The organism is Cellulosimicrobium protaetiae, from assembly GCF_009708005.2.
Classification (GTDB): domain Bacteria; phylum Actinomycetota; class Actinomycetes; order Actinomycetales; family Cellulomonadaceae; genus Cellulosimicrobium; species Cellulosimicrobium protaetiae.
Genome location: NZ_CP052757.1, coordinates 1,644,063 through 1,664,113 on the forward strand (window position 1 = coordinate 1,644,063; position 20,051 = coordinate 1,664,113).

Consider the following 20,051-nt stretch of genomic DNA (forward strand, 5'->3'; position numbering starts at 1 on the left):
GCCGGTCACGCCGGGTCGCGGCCGTCGACCGATCGGTCCGGCGGGGCGACCTGCGGCATCGTGGCAGGGGGAACCACCCGGCGGCCTCGTGACCAGCCTGCGCGCCACACGACGTCGGCGATGTCGGCCGGGTTCCAGAGGCGGGCCACCTTACGCAGGGCGCGAGCCGCGGCCGCGCGCCGGGCGGGCGACGTCGAGACGGATCCCTGACGGGTGGTGACGATCCCGTCGCCCCTCGGCACCTCGGCGGTCGACCGCACCAGGGATCGCGCGACGAGGGCGTACCGGTACTCGAGCCAGCGCGAGCCGACGCCGTAGGCGTACGCCTGCCGGTAGACGGCCAGCACACCCTCCCGTCGGCGCACCCGCAGCACGAGCGCGGGGTCGAACGCGAGCCGGTAGCCGGCGATCTGCAGACGGAGGCACAGGTCGTCGTCCTCGCGCGTCGCGGCCGTCTCGTCGAAGCCGCCCACCGAGCGGAACGCCGCGGACCGCACACCGAGGTTGCCGGCACCCGCGGTCACGAACCCGGGGAGGAAGTCGAGCGTCGTCAGCCCGTGCTCCTGGGGCGACCAGGTCACCGCGACCCGGTGCCGGGGTGTCGGGACCGTCTCGAACCGTCCCGCGACCACGTCGTGCGCGTCGAGGGCGCGGCGCATCCCGGCCACCCAGCCTGGACCGACCCGGTCGTCGGCGTCGCAGAACGCGAGCCGCGAGGACCTGGCCACCGCGGCGCCGGCGTTGCGTGCCGCACCGGGGCCGCGGACCGCGGACGCGTCGACCAGCCGCAGCTCCGGCATCCGGCGCCCCCACCGGCGGACGAGGTCCGGCGTCCCGTCGGTCGACCCGTTGTCGCAGACGAGGACCTCCCAGGGGTGCTCGGGCCGCTGCTCGAGGAGAGCGCCGAGCTGGACCTCGATCGTCCCGGCCGCGTCGTACGCGGGGACGATCACCGAAAGCTCCGGGACGGCCGCCTCGTTCCCGCTCACGGGCGGACCATCCGTTGACGCGCGACGCTCGCCACGCGACGGTGGCGCGCCACGAGCTCGCCGGCGGTCACCTCGCGAAAGCCTGCCGCACGGGTCCGCTCGAGCAGGAGGTCCAGCACGGCGGCGCGGTCGAAGGTGGGGAGCCGCTCGCCGGGGCGGATCGTCTCGGGGTCGGCCCGCGTGTCGTGCAGGAGCAGGATGCTCCCCGGGAACACCGACCCGGCGGCCCGGTCCGCGATGGTGGTCTCGTTGCCGTCCAGCCAGTCCACCGCGTCCCCGGACCACAGCACCAGGTCGAGCCCCAGCCGCCGCAGGCCGACCGCCTGGCGCAGCGTGTGCGCGCCGTAGGGCGGCCGGTACAGACGCAGGGGGGTGCCGACGATCTCCTCGACGGTCTCCTTCGCCCGACGCACCGTCGCGACCGCCTCCCGACCGGAGAGCGTGAGGAGCGAGCGGTGGTCCGCACCGTGGAGCGCGAGCTCGTGCCCGTCCGCGACGATGCGGGCCGCGACGTCGGGGTGCCGGCGCACGGCGTCCGACAGGACGAAGAAGGTCGCGCGCGCGCCCCTGCGCGCCAGCACGTCGAGGATCGGCGGCGTCTGCTCCGGGTCCGGTCCGTCGTCGTAGGTGATCGCGTGCACGCGCTCGTCCGTGTCGACGCAAAAGGTCCCGAGGGGGGACGTGGCCACCAGCGGAACGAGCCCGCGGGCGACCGCGACGTCCCGGAACCGGCCGCCGGTCGTGGACGCGGACTCGACGTCGCGGAGCCGGACGAGGAGGGGTCTCGAGGGGCGCGGGCTCATGCGGCTTCCAGACCGGGCGACCTGCGGCCGAGGCGCTCGCGCAGGGTGGTACGCACCGCGGCGGCCCGCGGGAGCGCGCGCACGAGCGTGCGGTTCACCACGCCCCGGGGCGCGAGGAGCAGCCCGACGAACGCTCGACGCTGCGGGTAGAGCGCGGAGCTCTCGACGTGCTTCGGGTGCATGCACTGGTCGAACACGTCGACGCCCGCAGGGTCGGCCAGGAAGTGGTCGACCTCCGCGGCCCTGCCGACGACTCCCGGGCTGAGCCGGGCGAAGCGCTCGTCGTAGGTGTCCATGAGTGCGAACACCCCTCGCCCGCACACGAGCGACACGGACATGAAGAGCGTCTCCTCCCCGACGCTCAGGGTGAAGATCCGCAGGAGCCCGCGCTCGCGGAAGCCGTCTGCCACCTCGGTGAACCACTCGACGCCGTTCGGGGTGACACGGAGAGCCCCGCCCCGCTCGGTCGTGCCCTTCCAGCCTGCCGCCTCGAGGTCGAGGAACTCCTCCAACGCCCGAGGGTCTGGGCCACGGTCCTCGGCGACGAGCGGCGCGCCGAGCTCCCGCTCGACGTTACGGGCGAGCCGTCCCAGCTTCTTGCGTCGGCTCGTGCTGAGGCCGTCGCGCCAGCTCGAGCCCTCGGGCACCGGTCGCATGCTCGCCCGCTCGAAGCGGTAGCGCTCGAGCAGCGGGGTGCGGGTCTCCCGTGCGGCCTCGAGGATCGCGCCGTGCAGTGCCCCGGTCCCCGGCAGGAGCGTGAGCTCGACGAGGCCCGGCAGCCCGGTTCCCCGTTCGGAGAGATACCTCAGGAGCGCCGTCAGGGCGTCCACGGGCGACCCGTCGTCGACGAGCGGTGCGCACAGGGGAGCGCGGCGCGACAGGAAGGGACCTGCCGTCGTCGCGTAGGGGAGAGGCAGCCCCTGGAAGCGCGGTTCGACGCTCAACGGCAGCAGCGCGAGCATGCGGTCCACGTCCTCGACCACGACCAACCGGATGCCGGCGGTCGCGGGGAACCAGCGCGCTGCCGTGAGCAGGAACGCCGGGTCCAGGAACGGGTTCGGCTCGACGGCGCGCGCCGCGAGCCCGCGCCAGCGGGCCTCGTCCTCGGCCGTGACGTCCGAGAGCAGGAGGGTCCGTGCGTGCATCGATGTCATCGGGCCTCCGCGTCGTGCCCGATGGTGCCGGAGAGCGCGTCGTCGAGCCTCTCTCTCGCGTGCGCCCAGGTCAGCCTCCCGGCCCGGCTGCGCCCGGCGGCCTGCGTCCGCCCGAGCAGCCCGGCGTCGTCCGCCAACGCCTCGAGGGCCTCGGCGAGCGCCGCGACGTCGCCCGGGGGGACGAGGAGACCGCCGTCTCCGACCGCCTCGGGCAGCCCGCCGACGTCGGACGCGACGACCGCCGCCCCGGCGGCCATGCCCTCGAGCGCGGTGAGCCCGAAGGGCTCCGGCCACGCCGACGGCACGACGAGGACGTCCGTGCTTCGCAGGATCGCGGGCAGTGCCGGACGGGGGACGAACGAGGCGAACTCGACGGTCGTGCGCGTGCCGGCCGCTGCCCGCCGCAGCTCCTGCTCGTAGGCGGTCAGGGGAGCGTCCGCGGCGAACCCCGGACGGCCGACCACGGTGACCTGGAGGTCCGGGCGGTCGAGCCGGCGGACGGCGTCGAGCAGGACGTGCACCCCCTTGTCCCGGATCACCCGGCCGACGAACGCGACCCTCGTGACTCCCTCGCGCGGTGGGCGTGGGCCGTCGAACGCCTCGACGTCGACCCCGTTGGGTACGGCACGGACACGATCGCGCAGCCGGGGCGGGAGCATCCGCGCGGTCTCCTCGGCGAGGTACTCGCTCACGCAGACGACGGCGGACACCGGGTCGAGCACCCGCCCGGCTTCGCGCTCGCCGTAGGTCCGCAGCAGCTGGTTGTGGGCGTAGAGGACCGGTGCGTGCCGCGCTGCGACGAGCGGCACCGCCTGCGGCGCGTTGTGCGCGAGGACCACCGAGCCGGGCCACGAGTGCTGCGCGCGGAGCGCCGCGGCGAGCCGCCGGCGTGCGCCGGGGCGCGTCACGCCGATCGTCCCGGCCACGAGGTCCAGGTACCGGTCGGTCCGTCGCGGCGGGGCGTCGTCGTACTCGACCACGTCGGCGCTCGTGTACCTGGGCGTGTAGGTGCCGCGCGCCACGAGGACCGCGGCCCGCGGCCCGGTCCCGGCAGAGGCGAGCCCGTGCACGACGGTGGGGACTGCGCTGCCGGTGCGTGGCGAGAAGTGGTCGCCCGGCGTGAGGAGGTGGACGTGCCGACCGGACATCGGCTCACCCCGCGAGGGCGGGCGTCGCGACGCCCGCCCGGACGTCCCGGCGACGGGCGACCGCGGCCGCGGGGACCCCGGCGGCGAGCCCGGCGAGCTCGGCGACCGCGCGGGTGAGCACGATCACCGACTTCGCCCGCTTGCGCAGCGGACGACGCGTGCCGTCCTCCTTGACCGAGCCGAGCCGCCGCCTCGCTTCGTGGAGGTAGGCGTGCTGTGCGCGCAGCGCGGTGCGCACGTAGCGGCGGGCGAGCGGGTCGCGCCAGCCGAAGTTCCGGACCAGCATGACCACGTGGTTGCGGCGCAGGTAGTACAGGTAGCGGCGGTCGAACCGCTTGCCGCCGATCCCGTACGGGGCCGCGACGTGCCGGACGACCGCGCGTGGCGTGAAGAGCAGCGTGCCACCGGTGGCGCGCAGCCGCAGCGAGATGTCGGACTCCTCGCACAGGCACGTGCCCGGATAGTTGCCGCGGATCCCGCCGATCGCGGCGAGCGCGCTGCGCCGGAACGACATGTTGGCGCCCAGCAGGTGGTCCACCTCGATGACCCGGCCGGGATCCGCACCGAAGTGGCCCGTGAGCCGACCGTCGGGGAGCAACCTGCCGATCCGTCCGAGCCCTTCGGACTCCTCGCCGGGTATCCCGTTGTCCGCGCGGCCCCCCACCGCGACGACCGCAGGGTCCTCGTAAGGGGCGACGAGCTCGTCGAGCCAGTCCGGCGCGACGTACGCGTCGTCGTCGATGAACGCGACCACGTCTCCCCGCGTGACGGCGAACCCCATCTGCCGCGACTCCGGCGTCGTGCCCCGGCCGAGGGTGCTGTGGAGCAGCCTGACCTCGGGGAACTCCCCACGCACGAGCCGCCGCGTGGTGTCCGCCGGGGTGGCGTCGACGACGATCACCTCGAGCGGTGCGGTGCGCAGCCGCGCCAGGTGCGTGAGGCACTCGCGCACGCTGTCGGGCCGTCCGTACGTGACGACGACGACGCTCACGGTAGGGCTCACGGCTCGCCTCCCGGCGGCTCGGGGACGGTCACGAGACGGAACCAGTCGCGCCGACGCAGGGGGGAGGTCAGGACTGCGCGCCGCGGGTTGCGGGACCGCGCGACCCAGGACTCGTAGACGTCCGGCCGGGAGTAGTGCGCGGTGTGGCCGGACCATCCGAACTTCTTGCGCATCGCCTCCGGCGTCCGGACCCAGGAGAAGTGGAGCACCGCGTCGCCGGGATCGACGACCTCGTGGACGATCTCGTCGTGGCGGTGGCTCGGGTCGGTGTTCCAGGGGCGCAGGTCGACCCGGTAGAGCGGAGCGTCCGTCTGGCGCGCATGGGTGAGGGTCGTGCCGGCGCGTACGGCGAGCGGTCCGGGGTAGGACGCGACGGGCCGGCCGAACCGGCTGCTCGCCTCGAGGTACCGTCCGGGCGCGACACGCGAGTACAACCATCGTGCGGGGTAGTCCAGCCCGGACGCGCCGGCGGCCTCGGCCCGCTCGAGCGACGCGAGGAAGGCGGCGGGGGAGAGCATCACCTCGTCGGTGTCGAGCTGGAGCACCCAGTCGGCACCCTCCGAGGCCTCGTCGAGCGCGACCTGCCGCTGGAACGTGTCGTTGTCGAGCGGGTGCTCGTCGAGCCGTGCGAAACGTCCTGGCGCGTGCACGCACTTGCCGTCGCGGTCGACCTCCTTGGCGATCGCGAGGCATTCGTCGACGGGGATCGGGGTGCCGGTCCAGGAGGTCGACGTCTCGTCGTACGACAGGACGATCCGGTCGACGTGGTCGTAGTAGGCGCGCAGGCTCGCCGCGAGGAAGCTCGGGTCGGCCAGCAGCACGTACGCGGTGAGGCGCATCAGATGAAGTCCGCGAACTCGCGCTCGTTCTTCTGGAAGACGAGCGTCCCGACCAGCAGGATGAGCGGAGCGGCGACGACGAGCGCGACGACCTGCCACGCGACCGGCGCCTCGGTGCCGAGCAGGGACCAGCGGAAGCACTCGAGGAACCACGTGATCGGGTTGATGTCGAACAGCCAGCGCAGGTTCGCGGGGACCTCCGAGAGCGCGTACGCCACGGGGCTCGCGTAGAGCAGGATCTGCACGAGCCACGGCAGGACGTAGCCGACGTCGCGGTACTTGACCATGTACGCGGCGGCGGCGAGACCGATGCCGGTCCCGATCATGAGGACGAGGACGATCCAGACGGGGAGGAGGAGGACGGGCCAACCCGGGTTGATGCCGTACACGAACAGCAGCACGATCGCCAGGACGAGCGCGACGAGGAAGTCGACGACCACCGACGCGAGGCTCGAGATCGGGACGAGCAGCCGCGGGAAGAACACCTTCTGCACCAGGGACTGGTTGCCGACCATCGACCCGGACGCCTTGCCGAGCGACCCGTTGAAGAGGTTCCACGCGAGCATGCCGGCGAGCGTGAAGAGGAAGTAGGGGATGCGATCGTCGCCGGTCGAGAGGTCGGCGATCTGGCCGAACACGACGGTGAAGACGCCCGCGCTCACGAGCGGCTGGGCGATGACCCACGTGACGCCGAAGATCGTCTGCCGGTAGCGCACGATGATGTCGCGCTGGGCGAGCCGCACCGCTACCTCACGCGCGCCCCACAGCTCGCGCAACGACGGCAGGTTGAGGCGCCCGGGGGGCGCGATGACGGTGCGCTGGACGGTGTGCTCCACGTCAGACCCCCTCGTAGTCGAAGTTCACGAAGACCATGCCCTTCTCGGTGCTCGACGCCTCGGTGAACTCCGGGTACGGGAGGTCGGGCAGCACCTCGAAGCGCCACGCGCCCTCCCACGCGTCCAGGACCCCCGCCTGGCACGCGTACACGTCGACGGTGTACTGGCCGGGCTTGAGCCACAGGTCGCGGACCACGAGGCGGCCCTTCTGCGGCTTCTCCGGGTCGAACCACCTGCCCACGAGGCGGGAGTCGCACTGCGCGATGACGGTGCCCTGGTCGTTGTTGATGTGCATCGAGACGAAGTAGGTGCCGACGAGCTTCTTGCTCGCGGGCGCCTCGAATTCCACGACGACGTCCTGCGAGGACTTGACGAACTCGTCCTCCATGCGGACCGAGGAGAGCCGGACCTTGCCGTTCCCGGGGCGTGCCTTGGGGTCGGACTGCGCGGCCGCGAAGCTCTCGAAGCTGTCCCGGTACGCCTGGAGCGTGCCCTCGACGGTGCCCGAGTACTTCAGCGTGCCCCGGTCGAGCAGCACGGCGGACGTGCACAGCGCCTGGACGGTCTGGAGCTGGTGGCTCACGTAGAGCACCGTGCGGCCACCCTGCGCGGCCTCGCGCATCTTCTGGATCGAACGGCGCTGGAACTCGGCGTCACCCACGGCCAGCACCTCGTCGATCGCGAGGATCTCGGTGTCGAGGTGGGCCGCGACGGAGAAGGCGAGGCGCACGTACATTCCGGACGAGTAGCGCTTGACGGGCGTCGCGAGGAACTTCTCGATCCCGGAGAACGCGACGATCTCGTCGTAGCGCGCGTTGATCTCCTTGCGCGTCATGCCGAGGATCGCGCCGTTGAGGTAGATGTTCTCCTTGCCGGTGAGCTCCGGGTGGAACCCCGTCCCGACCTCCAGGAGCGACCCGACGCGACCGTTGAGCTCGATGCGCCCCCGCGTGGGCGCGGTGACGCGCGTGAGGATCTTCAGCAGCGTCGACTTGCCCGCACCGTTGCGTCCGACGATCCCGAGCGCCTCACCCTTCGGGACCTCGAACGACACGTCGTCGAGCGCGTCGAACAGCGTGTACTTCTGCTTGCCGGTCGACCGGACCCACTGGATCGCCGCCGCGGCCGCCGTCGAGGGACGCTCGCCGAACGCACCGAGCCGGTAGGTCTTGCCCAGCCCGGCGACGCGGATCGCGGGTTCCGTGGTCGCCTGCACAGATGAAAGATAGTCGGCCCGCCGGCGCCCGAGGCCGGGTGCGTCGGGTGAATCGTGCGCAGAACCGGACGAACGCGGGTGAAAGTGCCCCGGAGCACTGGGTCGACCGCACGACGCGGCCCTACGCTCGCCAGAGCGGTACGTGGTACCGCGCCTCCCGACGGCAGGGGCGTCCGATGACCTCGCACGACGACGACGGCGTCCGTCCCGCCCGGCGCAGGGACGTCACCGCGGTGAGCGGTGCGATCGCCGCGGTCCTGGGCGTGGCCGCGGCCGTCGTGGTCGGCGGTGCCGGACCCACCGCCACGACCGGTGCCTCGGACGCCTTCACCGCGTCGCCCGTCCCGGCGTCGGCGCCCGTCACGCAGCAGGGTGTGCTCCCGCTGTGCGGCTTCCCCCTGCTGGGTCAGGTCACGGACGACGGCGTCGCGAACCGCGACCTCGACGGGATCCGTGCGGTCGTGGACGACGTGGTCACGGTCGCCGACGGCCGGCTCGTGACCTTCCGTGTGCTCGACGGGTCGGCGTACGTCCTGGAGTGGGACCGCGAGGCCACGTACACCGTGACGCGCTACGACCTCGGGACCGGCGACGTCGTCGCGACCACCCCCGTGGAGCTCGAGTGGGACGGCACGAGCGAGACCTTCTCCACCGACTCGTTCGAGGTCGACGCCGACGGGAGCGTCTACCTGCTCGACACGCTCATGCAGCGTCGCGACCTCCTCAAGGTGGCGCCCGACGGCTCCACGACGTGGACGGCGACCGTCCCCGACGGGGAGCACACCACGGGCGGCCTCCTCGACCTCTACGGCACCGTGCGCTGGACGGTCGACGGCCGGACCGTCGTCGGCGTCCAGGAAGCAGGTGACGTGCTGCACGAGGTCTCCGGGGACGGCGACCTCCTCACGTCGGTCCCGTTCGACGGCGCGGTGCTCGCCCAGCTCCCGGACGGAACCGCCCTGGTCCAGACGGACGTGCGCGACGGCGATCGTCGCACGGTCGACCTGCGCGCGGTCGGCCCCGACGGCGACGACCCGGACCTCCACCTCGGCGCTTCGTGGGTGCGCGGGCGCGCGTTCGGCGTCCCGCGCGTGCCGTGGCTGGACGACACGACGGGTGCGACCACCGGGCCGTCGGCCGGGCCGGAGGACGACGGCCTCGTCGTCGCCGACGAGAACCTCGGGTTCCGGTGGTGGGCGAGCGACGGCGTGTTCCGGGGCGTGTGGCCCGACACGCACAAGGACCTCGAGCAGCCGTTCGCGCTGTGGGAGAGCACGCCCGTCCTGCGCGACGGCACCGCCGGGGACGCGCCGTACTACGTGCTCACGCACGGCGAGGACGGCGGGTTCTCGATCACCGAGATCACGGCGGAGCGCATGGCCTACCAGCTCGGCGCGCCGGTGAAGTACAACGCGGCGAACGAGGAGCTGTTCGGCGGCCTCGGGCTCGGTGCAGGGCTGCTCGTGGACGTCCCGTACGGCGTCTTCCCCGACGGGACCGCACCACGCGTGGTCGCGGCCTTCGACGACGCGTGGGGCGCGTCCGCCGGGACGTACCGCCTGCGGTACCAGGTGCGCGGCGACCCGCGCGTGTGGGACCCGGTGGCCGGCGAGGAGACCGTCGTCGACCTGCCCGCGGACGGCGGCGAGCTCCCGCTCGTCCTGCCGCCCACCCGGCCGGGGGTGTACGAGGTCGACGCGGCGCTCGTGGACGCCGCGACGGGGGAGCCGGTCTCGGGCACGTGCCTGCGCTACACGGTGGCCGCGCCGGGCAGCGGCCTCGACCCGGCGGCGCTCGCGGACGGCGCGGACTGGGGCGGCGCGGGACCGCTGCGCGGCGTGCAGCTCGCGGACCAGCTCGGTGTGGGCAGCCACCGCACGCAGCTCGACTTCGGGGCGATCGTGCCCGACCCGACCGCGGAGCCGGACGCCGACGCGCTCGTCTGGGACTCGCTGCCGAACGCGGCGTTCGCGCCCGACGAGGAGGAGGGCGAGGAGCCCGCCGACGTCGACCCGTTCGCGGAGCTGACGGCCGCGGCCGCGCTCGCCGAGGAGACGGGGGTGATCCTCACGCTCCAGCTCGGCTCGGGCGGCGAGGCGGAGCAGGCCGCGGTCGAGGCGGGGACGTGGGAGGGCTGGGCGCGCGAGATCGTCGCCGCCGTCCACGAGCGCGCCCCGCAGGTCCGGTACTGGCAGCCGTGGAACGAGCCGAACAACACGGGCTACGAGGACGCGGCGGCGTACGAGGAGGAGGTCGGGGCGCCGTTCGCGGCGGGGGCTCGGGCGGCCTCCCGGGACGTCCTGGTCGTCGGCGGGAACACGCTCGGGATCGAGCCCGCGTGGTGGGCCGACCTCGTCGCGGCCGGCGGCTGCGACTCTCTCGACGCGATCGGGATCCACCCCTACACGGGCCTCAACCGGTCGTGGGAGGAGGAGGGGTTCTCCGTGGAGGGCGCGGAGCTCGACGACCTGCGGGAGGCGGTCTCCGCGTGCGGCGACGTCCCGGTGTGGGACACGGAGACGGGCTGGTGGTCCGACGGCGTCGCGAACTTCTGGGCCGGAGGGTCCGACGCCGTGCGCAAGCTCCTCTGGTACGGGCTGGAGGGCGTGGACGAGTGGACGTACTTCTTCTCCGAGGGCGGGTTCGGCGAGGCGGGGAACTCGTGGTCGCTCCTCCAGTACGGGCAGTACGTGAAGCCCGCCGGCGCGGCGTTCGCGGCGAGCGCGCCGTTCCTCGGCGGGTTCGGGGCCCCTGAGACGGTCGAGACCGGGACGCCCGGGGTGCACGCGCTGCGCGCGCCCGGGACCGGTGACCGCGGCGGTGCGGAGCTGCTCGCCCTGTGGAGCGAGGACCTGTCGACGTCCGTGCGGCTCGCGGCGCCCGGCGGCGCGGTCACCGTGACCGCGCGGGACCAGTTCGGGGCCGAGCGCGGGCTCGAGGTCCCGGCGGGCGGCGTCGAGGTCCCGGTGAACGGGGCTCCCGTGCTGCTCGTGGCGCCCGCGGGTACCGGGCTCGCCGTCGAGCCCGTCGAGGCGTTCGGCGAGGACGTGCTGGAGGGGCGTCCGGCGACCGCCACGTCGACCCACGAGGAGGCGAACGACGCGGACGTCGTCACGTCGGGCACCTTCGCCGTGCGCGAGCCGTGGCGGTCCGGGCGCCTGCCCGACGGCTCCGTCGACGAGGCGCCCGCGGTCGAGGTCACGACGGACGGCCCGCGCACGATCGACCGTGTCGCCGTCGCGACGGCCGGCATCCGCTGCTGCACGTCGGGTCTTCGGGACTACACCGTCTCCGTCCGGACGCCCGACGGCGCGTGGCACGACGTCGCGCAACCGACCGACCAGTTCTTCGACCGCGTCGCGCTGTTCTCGTTCGACCCGGTCGAGGTGACGGCGGTACGTGTCTCCCTCCCGATGACGACCGAGCGCGACGTGCCCGTGCTCGCCGCGAACTACTCGGGCATCGTCGGCGGTCTGCACCCGGACTTCATCCCGCTCGCCACGGAGAGCGAGTGGATCGCGACGATCAGCGCGGTCCGGGCGTGGGAGCCCGCGAGGTGAGGGTCCGTCCGGGACGGGCTGGTGCCTCGCGGCCCGCGGGACGGTCAGCCGCGTGCGGCGACGGCGCGCCAGATCTCCGCGTGCTGGGCGGCGCTGCGCTCCCACGTGAACGTCGCGGCGCGCTCGCGGCCACGACCCACCAGGGTCTCGACCTCGGCGTCCCGCGTCGTCACCCACAGCAGCCCCTCGGCGAGGCTCGCGCCGTCGGGCTCGGCGAGGACGCCGCCGTCGCCCACGACCTCAGGCAGCGAGCTCGTCCGCGCCGCGACCACGGGGACCCCGGCCGCCATGGCCTCCAGCGCGGGGAGCCCGAACCCCTCGTAGCGCGACGGCACGACGACGGCCGCCGCGCCCGCGACGAGGCCCGGCATGAGCTCCGCGGGCAGCCGCCCGACGAGTCGCGTTCCCGGCAGCCCGCCGAACAGGTCCGTGCGGCGCGGGTGCGGGGGCCCGCTCATGACGAGCGTCAGGTCGGGCCGCGCCGAGCGGACCGCGCGCCACGCGACGGCGAGCTCCTCGAGGTTCTTGCGCCGCGACGCGCCCCCGGCGTGCAGGACGTACGGGCCGTCCACCCCGAGCGTCGCGAGACGCTCGGCGGACAGCGGCTCGGCGGTGAAGTACACCGGGTCGACGCCGTTGTAGGCGACCGCGGGGCGCTCGGAGAGACCGAGGACGTCGGCGGCCTCGTCCGCGCTGAACTCGGACACGCACACGACGGCCGCCGCCCGGCGGACCTCCTCGGCCGCGGCGCGCACCGGCGCGGACTCGTCGTCGTAGCGCCACGACACGACGTCCTGCACGGTCACGACGTCGCGCGTCGGGTGCGGCGGCAGGTCGAGCCCCACCCGGTGCACGACGGCGCCGCGCGGGTACACGGCGCGGCCGACGGCCCGGCGCAGGGCGGGGCCGGCGCCGGAGAGGCGGCCGAGCGGGAGCCGGTGCGTCCCGGCGAGCGGCGAGCGCAGCGAGCGGAAGACGGCCCGGTCGACGGACCACGCGCCGGTCACGTCGGCGGGACCGTCCGCGAGCGCCGTCGCGGCACGCGCCGCGACCTCCTCCTGGTACACCTGGGCCCCCATGGGGACCTCGACGGCGACGGTCGCCACGACGAGCTGCGGCATCGGGAGGCTCCCCCTCGGGGCGTGGTGCGCGGCGGGTGCGCGACGGTCGGCGCGACCGGAACGGTCGGTAGAGTGGCCCACTCTAGTGGCGCCGACGCCCGGCCGGACCTGCGGGAGCGGGTGATGAACGGGTGATCGTGGAGGGGTCGCGGGACGTCCCGCGAGAGGGTGAGGGACCCATGGCAGGGCGCCGTCGCGTGGCTCTGGTCGCGAGCTCGTTCGAACCGCACACGGGCGGTGTCGAGTCGCACGTGCGGCACGTCGCGCGCGTGCTGGCCGCGCGCGGCACGCCGGTGGAGGTCTGGACGGTCGACCGCGGCGAGCACCTGGGCACGCGCCGCGTCGACGGCGTCCTCGTGCGCTACCTGCCCACGCCGCAGCCGTCGAGCAGGCCGGGCGACGTCGCCCGGTTCGCCCTCGCCGCGCCCGGGGCCGCGCTCGCGTGGGGCCGGGCCTTCCGGTCCTTCCGGCCCGACGTCCTGCACGTGCAGTGCTTCGGCCCCAACGGCGCGTACGCGCTCGGCCTGCGCACGCTCACGCGCACCCCGCTCGTCGTCAGCTCGCACGGGGAGACGTTCGCCGACGACTACGCCGTGTTCGAGCACTCGCGACTGCTGCGGTCGGCGCTGGAGCGGTCGATCGGCGTCGCGGGCGCGGTGACGGGGTGCTCGCGCGTCGTCGCGGACGACCTCGTCCGGTTCGGCGCCGAGGACGCCGTCGTCGTCCCGAACGGCGTCGACCTGACGGGCCACGACCCGAAGAGCAGCACGGAGAGCGGCACCCGGGCCGCGCCGCCCGCCGGGGCGGGACCGGCCGAGCCCGTGGTGGTCGCGGTGGGACGCATCGAGCACGTCAAGGGCTTCGACCTGCTCGTGGACGCGTTCGCCGCGTCGCCTCTGCGCGAGCGAGCGCGTCTCGTGGTCGTCGGCGACGGGAGCGAGGCGGGTGCGCTGCGCCGCCGGGTGACGTCCGCGGGCCTCCAGGACCGCGTGGACCTTCCCGGGCGGCTCGACCCCGCGGAGGTGGCGGCCCGGCTCGCGGCCGCCGACGTCGTCGTCGTGCCCAGCAGGGCGGACGCCGCACCGCTCGTCGTCCTCGAGGCCTGGCGGTCGGGCCGGCCCCTCGTCGCGACCGTGCGCGGCGGACCGCCGGAGATCGTCACGGACGGCGTCGACGGCGTGCTCGTCGACCCGCAGGACACGACGGCGCTCGCGGGCGCCGTGCTCGGTCTGCTCGACGACCCGGCGCGCGCGGCCCGCATCGGGGCGGCGGGACGCCGGCGGGTCGAGGACTTCACGTGGGAGCGTGTCGTCGACCGGTACGAGGGTCTCTACGCGGGCCTCGGCGCGGCCGGCGGGGCGGGCGGGGCTACGTCGTCGTCGGGAGGCTGACCCGCGACGGGCACCGGGTCGTCGTCAGGCGGGGTGGACGGGCTGCCGTCGCCGGGGGAGACGGCCCGGGGGACGTCGAGCAGCCACGCCACGGCGATCGCGACCGCCGCGGCGACCAGCAGGGAGCCGACCACGTCGCTCGGCCGGTGCGCGTACGTCACGACGGACGCGAACGCCGCGACCGCGGTGGCGCCGAGCCCGACCCAGCCGGCGAGGGACCGGGAGGCGGGCCACGGCCACAGGAGCCAGATCGCGACGCACAGCCCGCCGACCACCGCGACGTGCCCGCTCGGGAACGTCTGGTGGGCGTAGCCGAACCCGCCGAGGTCGGGGCGCACGAGGACCGCGCGCAGGCCGAGGGCGATCCCGACGGTCCCGAGCACCACGAGGAGGGCCGCGACGAGGTCGCGCCACGCGCGGCGCACGATCGCGACCACGCCGAGCACCGCGACGACGCCCGCGCACACGACGGGAAGCCCCCGGCGCAGGGCACCGGCGGTCCCGAGGCCGACGTCGTGGAGCGGGGCGACGGTCCGGAACACGCCCGCGTCGGCCTGCTGGCCCGCGGCGGTGAGGTGGGACGCCGCCCAGAGCGCGACGAACGCGAGGACGAGCAGGAGGATCAGGGTGGCGGCGGCCCGAGGACGCTCACCCATCGTCGTCCCTCACGACCGCGGGTTCCGGGGCGGGGGAGTCGGTGGGCCCGCGCCGCCTGGTCCGCACGAGCGCCGCCCGCAGGGTGTGCCGGTCCACGTCCTTGAGCCGGGTCGCCCAGTGCATCGCCGGTGTCTCGACCCAGCGGTGGAGGATCGCCGCGGCCCCGAACGCCACCGCGCCGGCGACGACGTAGGCCGCGAGCGCCCCCGCCGCCGACTCTCCCGTGACCTTGTAGGCACCGGCCATCACCGTGTCGACGACCGGGAGGTGCACGAGGTAGAGCGAGTAGGAGAGCGTCCCGAGGTAGAGCACCGCGCGCGGCGGTCGCCACGACATCGTGCGGGTGACGAGGAGCGCGAGGATCGTCACGCCGGTGAGCCACGCGAACCAGTGGCTGCCCCAGGGGTCGGCCACCGGGGCCCAGAGCGTCACCGCGAGGCACCAGAGGCCGACGACCGCGGACGCGGCGACCACGACGGCGAACGGGAGCCTGCCGATCATGAACCAGGCGACGACGGCGCCGTAGCAGAACATCCACCACGTCCCGATGAACCAGGGCCCGCCGTCGGTCCCGAGGAAGGGGAGCGCCAGGGACACGACGCCGAGGGCGATCGCCGCGACGCTGACCGCGAGCCCACGTGCCGCGGTGCGTGCCGGGCCCGGGAGCACGCGTCCGGTGATCCAGACGAGGAGGACGACGACGAGGTAGAACTGGACCTCCAGGCAGAGCGTCCAGGCGACGGCGAGGACGGGCTCGGCGCCGACGATGTCCTGGAGGTAGACCATGTTGAGCAGGACGTCGCCCGCCGAGAACGACCGGGTCTCGAGCCCGGGCACGAGTCGTTCCAGGCCCGAGAGCGCGACGACGACGGCGATCATCACGTAGTACGGGGGGTCGAGCCGCACCTGTCGGCGGAGGGCGAACCGCGCGCCGTCGCGCGCCCGGGTACCGAGGTCGCGCGTCGTGTACGCGATGACGAACCCCGAGATCACGAAGAACACCGCGACGCCGCTCCGCGCCAGGTCCGACACCGTGACCCAGAACGCGGGGAAGGTGGCCGCGAGGACGTCGGCCTGCGGCGGGCTGCGGAACAGGTGGAAGAGGAGCACCGAGACGGATGCGGCCCCGCGCATCGCGTCGATGGGCAGGAACCGGCCGGCGGGTGGTGGCTTCATCGGCTCGCCTCCCCGTGCGCGCGGGCGGCCGGGCGGCCGTCGACAACGAGTGTGCCGCCGGAGGGGCGGACGGCACCAGGGTTCGCGCCCGGGACGGTCGCGGCACGCGCGGATTTCACCCGGGGCACCGGCGGCTGCGGGCGCCGTGGGTGGCGGGGCGTACGCTGGTCGCGTCGTCTCGCACGGCACCAGCCCGGACCTGCTCGCCCCTCGGAGAGCCTCGGTCCGGGCCGTTCGTGCTGCCCCGTCGTGTCCGCTGCCCGTCTCCCGGCACCACCCGGCCCGCCCCGCGCGCGGTCGCCGACGCTCCCGACCACCGTCCTCGGAGGGACCCCACCGCATGAACCTCACCGGCATCCTGCCCGCGCTGCTCGCCGACCCCGCCGCGTCGGCGGCGGTCGAGCACGTGCGCGCCCGCGGCGAGGCGGACGTGGTCGGCCCGGCAGGGGCTCGCCCGCCGCTGCTCGCGGCGATGACCGGCGCCCGCGCGACCGGCCCCGTGCCCGACGGCGACGGTACCGCCGGCGGTGACACCGCGCCGTCGGGCACGGCGTGGGCGGCGGGCTCGCGCCCGCTCGTCGTGGTGACCGCGACCGGGCGGGACGCCGACGAGCTCGCGGCGAGCGTGCGCGCGTACCTGCCGGACGAGCTGGCGGACGTGGTCGCCGTCCTGCCGAGCTGGGAGACGCTGCCGCACGAGCGGCTGAGCCCGCGCGCGGACACCGTCGCCAAGCGCATCGCGGTGTTCCGCCGCCTCGCGCACCCGGACGCGGAGGTGGGGCTGTCGGGCCCCGTGCGCGTGCTCGTCATGCCCGTGCGCGCGCTCCTGCAGCCGGTCGTGGACGGGCTGGGCGAGCTCGAGCCGGTCGAGCTGCACGCCGGGTCGACGGCAGACCTCACCGACGTCGCGGAGCGCCTCGTCGCGGCGGCCTACACGCGCGTGGACATGGTCGAGCGTCGCGGCGAGTTCGCGGTGCGCGGCGGCATCCTCGACGTGTTCCCGCCGACCGAGGACCACCCGTTGCGCGTCGAGTTCTGGGGCGACGAGGTGTCGGAGATCCGCTGGTTCGCGGTCGCGGACCAGCGCAGCCTGGAGATCGCCGAGCACGGTCTGTGGGCGCCGCCGTGCCGCGAGATCCTGCTCACCGAGTCGGTGCGGGCACGGGCCGCGGCGCTCGTCGAGGACCTGCCGGGGGCCACGGAGATGCTGGACAAGCTCGCGGCGGGCGTCGCGGTGGAGGGCATGGAGTCGCTCGCGCCGGTCCTCGTGGACCGCATGGTGCCGGTGCTCGAGCTCGTCCCCGACGACGCGCTCCTGGTCGTGGACGACGCCGAGCGCGTGCGCCGCCGTGCCCACGACCTGGTCGCGACGACGGAGGAGTTCCTCGCCGCCGCGTGGACCGGCGCGGTGGCGGGCGGCAAGGCGCCGGTCGACCTGTCCGCGGCGTCGTTCGAGACGTTCGCCGAGGTGCGCGCGGTCGCGCAGCGCCGTGGGCTGGGCTGGTGGACGCTGTCGTCGTTCGCGCTCGACAACCCGGACCTCGACGTGCCGACCGAGGTGGCCCCCGACGGAGGTGCGCGGGCCGCGGCCGGCGCGGGCGCGCCGACGGGCACGACGGCCGCGCACGTGGGGGAGACCGCCGACGGCATCCCGACCTTCACGATCGGCGCGCGCGACGTCGAGTCCTACCGCGGCGACGTGTCACGGGCCCTCGACGACGTGCGCGGGCTCCAGCACGCAGGCTGGCGCCTCGTGCTCACGACCGAGGGGCACGGGCCCGCCAAGCGCATGGTCGAGCAGCTCGGCGCCGTCGACACGCCCGCGCGCCTCGTGCCGCGGCTCGACGACGAGCCCGAGGGGGGCATCGTCCTCGTCACGCCGGCGATGGTCGGCAAGGGATTCGTCGCACCCGAGCTGCGCCTCGCCGTCTTCTCCGAGTCCGACCTGACCGGCCGCGCGGGGACGAGCACGCGCGACATGCGCAAGATGCCGAGCCGGCGGCGCAACGTCGTCGACCCCTTGCAGCTCAAGGCGGGCGACTTCGTCGTGCACGAGCAGCACGGCGTGGGGCGGTTCGTCGAGCTCGTGCAGCGCACGCTCGGGACGGGCGGTAACGCCGCGACGCGCGAGTACCTCGTCATCGAGTACGCGTCGTCGAAGCGGGGCCAGCCCGGGGACCGGCTGTTCGTCCCGATGGACCAGCTCGACCAGGTCACCAAGTACACGGGCGGCGAGTCGCCGAGCCTCAACAAGATGGGCGGCGCGGACTGGTCGAAGACGAAGTCCCGGGCGCGCAAGCACGTCAAGGAGATCGCGGGCGAGCTCATCCGCCTGTACTCGGCGCGCATGGCGACGCAGGGCCACGCGTTCGGCGCCGACACGCCGTGGCAGCGCGAGCTCGAGGACGCGTTCGCGTACGTCGAGACGCCGGACCAGCTCGCGACGATCGACGAGGTCAAGGCGGACATGGAGAAGACGGTCCCCATGGACCGGCTCGTGTGCGGCGACGTCGGCTACGGCAAGACGGAGATCGCGATCCGCGCGGCGTTCAAGGCGGTCCAGGACGGCAAGCAGGTTGCGGTGCTCGTGCCGACGACGCTCCTGGTCCAGCAGCACCTCGAGACGTTCTCCGAGCGGTACGCGGGCTTCCCCGTCACCGTGAAGGCGCTCTCGCGCTTCCAGACGGCCAAGGAGTCCGAGGAGACGATCGAGGGGCTGCGGCAGGGGAAGGTCGACGTCGTCATCGGCACGCACCGGCTCATCACGGGCAGCATCCGGTTCAAGGACCTCGGGCTCGTCATCATCGACGAGGAGCAGCGGTTCGGCGTCGAGCACAAGGAGACGCTCAAGCAGCTCCGCACCAACGTGGACGTCCTCGCGATGTCCGCGACCCCGATCCCGCGCACGCTCGAGATGGCGGTCACGGGCATCCGCGAGATGTCGACGCTCGCGACCCCGCCCGAGGAGCGCCACCCCGTCCTCACGTACGTGGGCGCGTACGAGGAGAAGCAGATCGCGGCGGCGCTGCGGCGCGAGCTGCTGCGCGAGGGCCAGGTGTTCTACGTGCACAACAAGGTCGAGACGATCGACCGGACGGCCCAGCGGCTGCGCGAGCTCGTGCCCGAGGCCCGGGTGGGCGTGGCGCACGGCAAGATGAACGAGAACCAGCTCGACCAGGTGATCCGGGCGTTCTGGGAGAAGGAGCTCGACGTCCTCGTCTGCACGACGATCATCGAGACCGGCCTCGACATCTCCAACGCGAACACGCTCATCCTGGAGCGGGCCGACATGCTCGGCCTGTCGCAGCTCCACCAGCTCCGGGGGCGGGTGGGGCGCGGCCGCGAGCGCGCGTACGCATACTTCCTCTACCCGCCGGAGCGGCCGCTCACCGAGACGGCGCACGACCGCCTCGCGACCATCGCGGCCCACACCGACCTCGGCGCGGGCATGCAGGTCGCGATGAAGGACCTCGAGATCCGCGGCGCGGGCAACCTGCTCGGCGGTGAGCAGTCGGGGCACATCGCGGGCGTCGGGTTCGACCTGTACGTGCGCATGGTCGGCGAGGCGGTCGCGAACTTCCGGGGCGACGGTCCCGAGGAGCAGCCCGAGATCTCCATCGAGCTCCCGGTCGACGCGCACCTGCCCGAGTCGTACATCGCGACCGAGCGCCTGCGCCTCGAGGCGTACAAGAAGATCGCCGCCGCCACGGACGCGCCGGAGCTCGCCGAGGTGCGGGCCGAGCTCGTCGACCGGTACGGCGCGCTGCCCGACGTCGCGTCCGCGCTGTTCGACGTCGCGGACTTCCGCAACCACGCGCGCCGCGCGGGGCTCACGGACGTCACCGCGCAGGGCAAGTTCATCCGGTTCGCGCCGGTGGACCTCGCCGAGTCGGCACAGCTCCGGCTCAAGCGCCTGTACCCCGGCACGCTGCTCAAGCCGGCGATCCGCGCGTTCCTCGTCCCGTACCCGACGACGGCACGCATCGGCGGCCGCCCGCTCCGCGGCGCCGAGGTCCTCACGTGGGCGCGCCAGCTCATCGACGCCGTGGTCCTCGGCGAGGTGAGCGCGGCGGCGACGGTAGGGACGTCACCAACCACCCGCTGACGGACCCACCCCCACCCCTGCCGCCGAACAGGTGGTCCTGGTGCGTACGTCAC

At 74.2% G+C, this 20,051-nt stretch carries 14 protein-coding genes; 3 read left to right on the forward strand and 11 right to left on the reverse strand.

Going from position 1 to position 20,051, the window contains the following annotated elements; genetic code table 11:
* Positions 1 to 5: 5 nt before the first annotated feature.
* Genes FIC82_RS06995 through FIC82_RS07030 form a run of 8 tightly spaced genes read right to left on the reverse strand, consistent with a single transcriptional unit; the run spans position 6 to position 7,988 of the window.
* Entirely contained in the window at positions 6 to 989 is a 984-nt protein-coding gene (locus FIC82_RS06995) for a glycosyltransferase family 2 protein (RefSeq protein WP_168731578.1), read from the reverse strand.
* A complete protein-coding gene (locus tag FIC82_RS07000) occupies positions 986 to 1,792 on the reverse strand; it encodes a polysaccharide deacetylase family protein (protein ID WP_154798059.1) in 807 nt (268 codons plus the stop codon). Before FIC82_RS07000 ends, FIC82_RS06995 begins: the two co-directional genes overlap by 4 nt.
* On the reverse strand, positions 1,789 to 2,937 hold the full coding sequence (locus tag FIC82_RS07005) for a GNAT family N-acetyltransferase (protein WP_168731579.1): 1,149 nt from the start codon (positions 2,935 to 2,937) through the stop codon (positions 1,789 to 1,791). Before FIC82_RS07005 ends, FIC82_RS07000 begins: the two co-directional genes overlap by 4 nt.
* 5 nt (positions 2,938 to 2,942) lie before the next feature.
* The gene (locus FIC82_RS07010; protein WP_154798061.1) at positions 2,943 to 4,094 is read right to left on the reverse strand and encodes a glycosyltransferase family 4 protein; all 1,152 of its coding nucleotides are present in this window, start codon (positions 4,092 to 4,094) and stop codon (positions 2,943 to 2,945) included.
* A gap of 4 nt (positions 4,095 to 4,098) precedes the next feature.
* On the reverse strand, positions 4,099 to 5,097 hold the full coding sequence (locus tag FIC82_RS07015) for a glycosyltransferase family 2 protein (protein WP_168731580.1): 999 nt from the start codon (positions 5,095 to 5,097) through the stop codon (positions 4,099 to 4,101).
* Positions 5,094 to 5,936 (reverse strand): glycosyltransferase family protein, encoded by an 843-nt coding sequence (locus tag FIC82_RS07020; protein WP_168731581.1) that lies wholly within the window; start codon positions 5,934 to 5,936, stop codon positions 5,094 to 5,096. Before FIC82_RS07020 ends, FIC82_RS07015 begins: the two co-directional genes overlap by 4 nt.
* The gene (locus tag FIC82_RS07025; protein ID WP_154798062.1) at positions 5,936 to 6,772 is read right to left on the reverse strand and encodes an ABC transporter permease; all 837 of its coding nucleotides are present in this window, start codon (positions 6,770 to 6,772) and stop codon (positions 5,936 to 5,938) included. The genes FIC82_RS07020 and FIC82_RS07025 overlap by 1 nt, the downstream gene beginning before the upstream one ends.
* Position 6,773: 1 nt before the next feature.
* Positions 6,774 to 7,988 (reverse strand): ABC transporter ATP-binding protein, encoded by a 1,215-nt coding sequence (locus FIC82_RS07030; RefSeq protein WP_154798063.1) that lies wholly within the window; start codon positions 7,986 to 7,988, stop codon positions 6,774 to 6,776.
* Positions 7,989 to 8,164: 176 nt separating this feature from the next.
* Here FIC82_RS07030 and FIC82_RS07035 point away from each other — a divergent pair, with 176 nt between their 5' ends.
* Complete coding sequence (locus tag FIC82_RS07035) at positions 8,165 to 11,548, forward strand: hypothetical protein (protein WP_154798064.1); 3,384 nt, start codon at positions 8,165 to 8,167, stop codon at positions 11,546 to 11,548.
* Positions 11,549 to 11,592: 44 nt separating this feature from the next.
* On the opposite strand, the gene FIC82_RS07040 is transcribed toward FIC82_RS07035, so the two are convergent.
* Positions 11,593 to 12,669 carry a glycosyltransferase family 4 protein gene (locus FIC82_RS07040; RefSeq protein ID WP_154798065.1) on the reverse strand — a complete coding sequence of 359 codons (1,077 nt, stop codon included), beginning with the start codon at positions 12,667 to 12,669 and terminating at the stop codon, positions 11,593 to 11,595.
* Between the two features lie 179 nt (positions 12,670 to 12,848).
* Between FIC82_RS07040 and FIC82_RS07045 the strand changes: the two genes are divergently transcribed.
* On the forward strand, positions 12,849 to 14,060 hold the full coding sequence (locus FIC82_RS07045) for a glycosyltransferase family 4 protein (protein WP_154798066.1): 1,212 nt from the start codon (positions 12,849 to 12,851) through the stop codon (positions 14,058 to 14,060).
* On the opposite strand, the gene FIC82_RS07050 is transcribed toward FIC82_RS07045, so the two are convergent.
* Together FIC82_RS07050 and FIC82_RS07055 are read right to left on the reverse strand one after the other, a co-directional pair.
* The gene (locus FIC82_RS07050) at positions 14,000 to 14,716 is read right to left on the reverse strand and encodes a phosphatase PAP2 family protein (protein ID WP_154798067.1); all 717 of its coding nucleotides are present in this window, start codon (positions 14,714 to 14,716) and stop codon (positions 14,000 to 14,002) included. The genes FIC82_RS07045 and FIC82_RS07050 overlap by 61 nt on opposite strands.
* The gene (locus FIC82_RS07055) at positions 14,709 to 15,893 is read right to left on the reverse strand and encodes an acyltransferase family protein (protein ID WP_168731582.1); all 1,185 of its coding nucleotides are present in this window, start codon (positions 15,891 to 15,893) and stop codon (positions 14,709 to 14,711) included. Before FIC82_RS07055 ends, FIC82_RS07050 begins: the two co-directional genes overlap by 8 nt.
* 340 nt (positions 15,894 to 16,233) lie before the next feature.
* Here FIC82_RS07055 and mfd point away from each other — a divergent pair, with 340 nt between their 5' ends.
* The gene (gene mfd, locus FIC82_RS07060) at positions 16,234 to 19,998 is read left to right on the forward strand and encodes a transcription-repair coupling factor (protein ID WP_154798069.1); all 3,765 of its coding nucleotides are present in this window, start codon (positions 16,234 to 16,236) and stop codon (positions 19,996 to 19,998) included.
* Positions 19,999 to 20,051: the final 53 nt, after the last annotated feature.

Bases quoted from the DNA above. Each gene is read 5' to 3' on its own strand.
- FIC82_RS07020 (WP_168731581.1), bottom strand. From the start codon at position 5,936: ATGCGCCTCACCGCGTACGTGCTGCTGGCCGACCCGAGCTTCCTCGCG.
- FIC82_RS07055 (WP_168731582.1), bottom strand. From the start codon at position 15,893: ATGAAGCCACCACCCGCCGGCCGGTTCCTGCCCATCGACGCGATGCGC.
- FIC82_RS07040 (WP_154798065.1), bottom strand. From the start codon at position 12,669: ATGCCGCAGCTCGTCGTGGCGACCGTCGCCGTCGAGGTCCCCATGGGG.
- FIC82_RS07000 (WP_154798059.1), bottom strand. From the start codon at position 1,792: ATGAGCCCGCGCCCCTCGAGACCCCTCCTCGTCCGGCTCCGCGACGTC.
- FIC82_RS07010 (WP_154798061.1), bottom strand. From the start codon at position 4,094: ATGTCCGGTCGGCACGTCCACCTCCTCACGCCGGGCGACCACTTCTCG.
- FIC82_RS07035 (WP_154798064.1), top strand. From the start codon at position 8,165: ATGACCTCGCACGACGACGACGGCGTCCGTCCCGCCCGGCGCAGGGAC.
- FIC82_RS07045 (WP_154798066.1), top strand. From the start codon at position 12,849: ATGGCAGGGCGCCGTCGCGTGGCTCTGGTCGCGAGCTCGTTCGAACCG.
- FIC82_RS07005 (WP_168731579.1), bottom strand. From the start codon at position 2,937: ATGCACGCACGGACCCTCCTGCTCTCGGACGTCACGGCCGAGGACGAG.
- mfd (WP_154798069.1), top strand. From the start codon at position 16,234: ATGAACCTCACCGGCATCCTGCCCGCGCTGCTCGCCGACCCCGCCGCG.
- FIC82_RS07050 (WP_154798067.1), bottom strand. From the start codon at position 14,716: ATGGGTGAGCGTCCTCGGGCCGCCGCCACCCTGATCCTCCTGCTCGTC.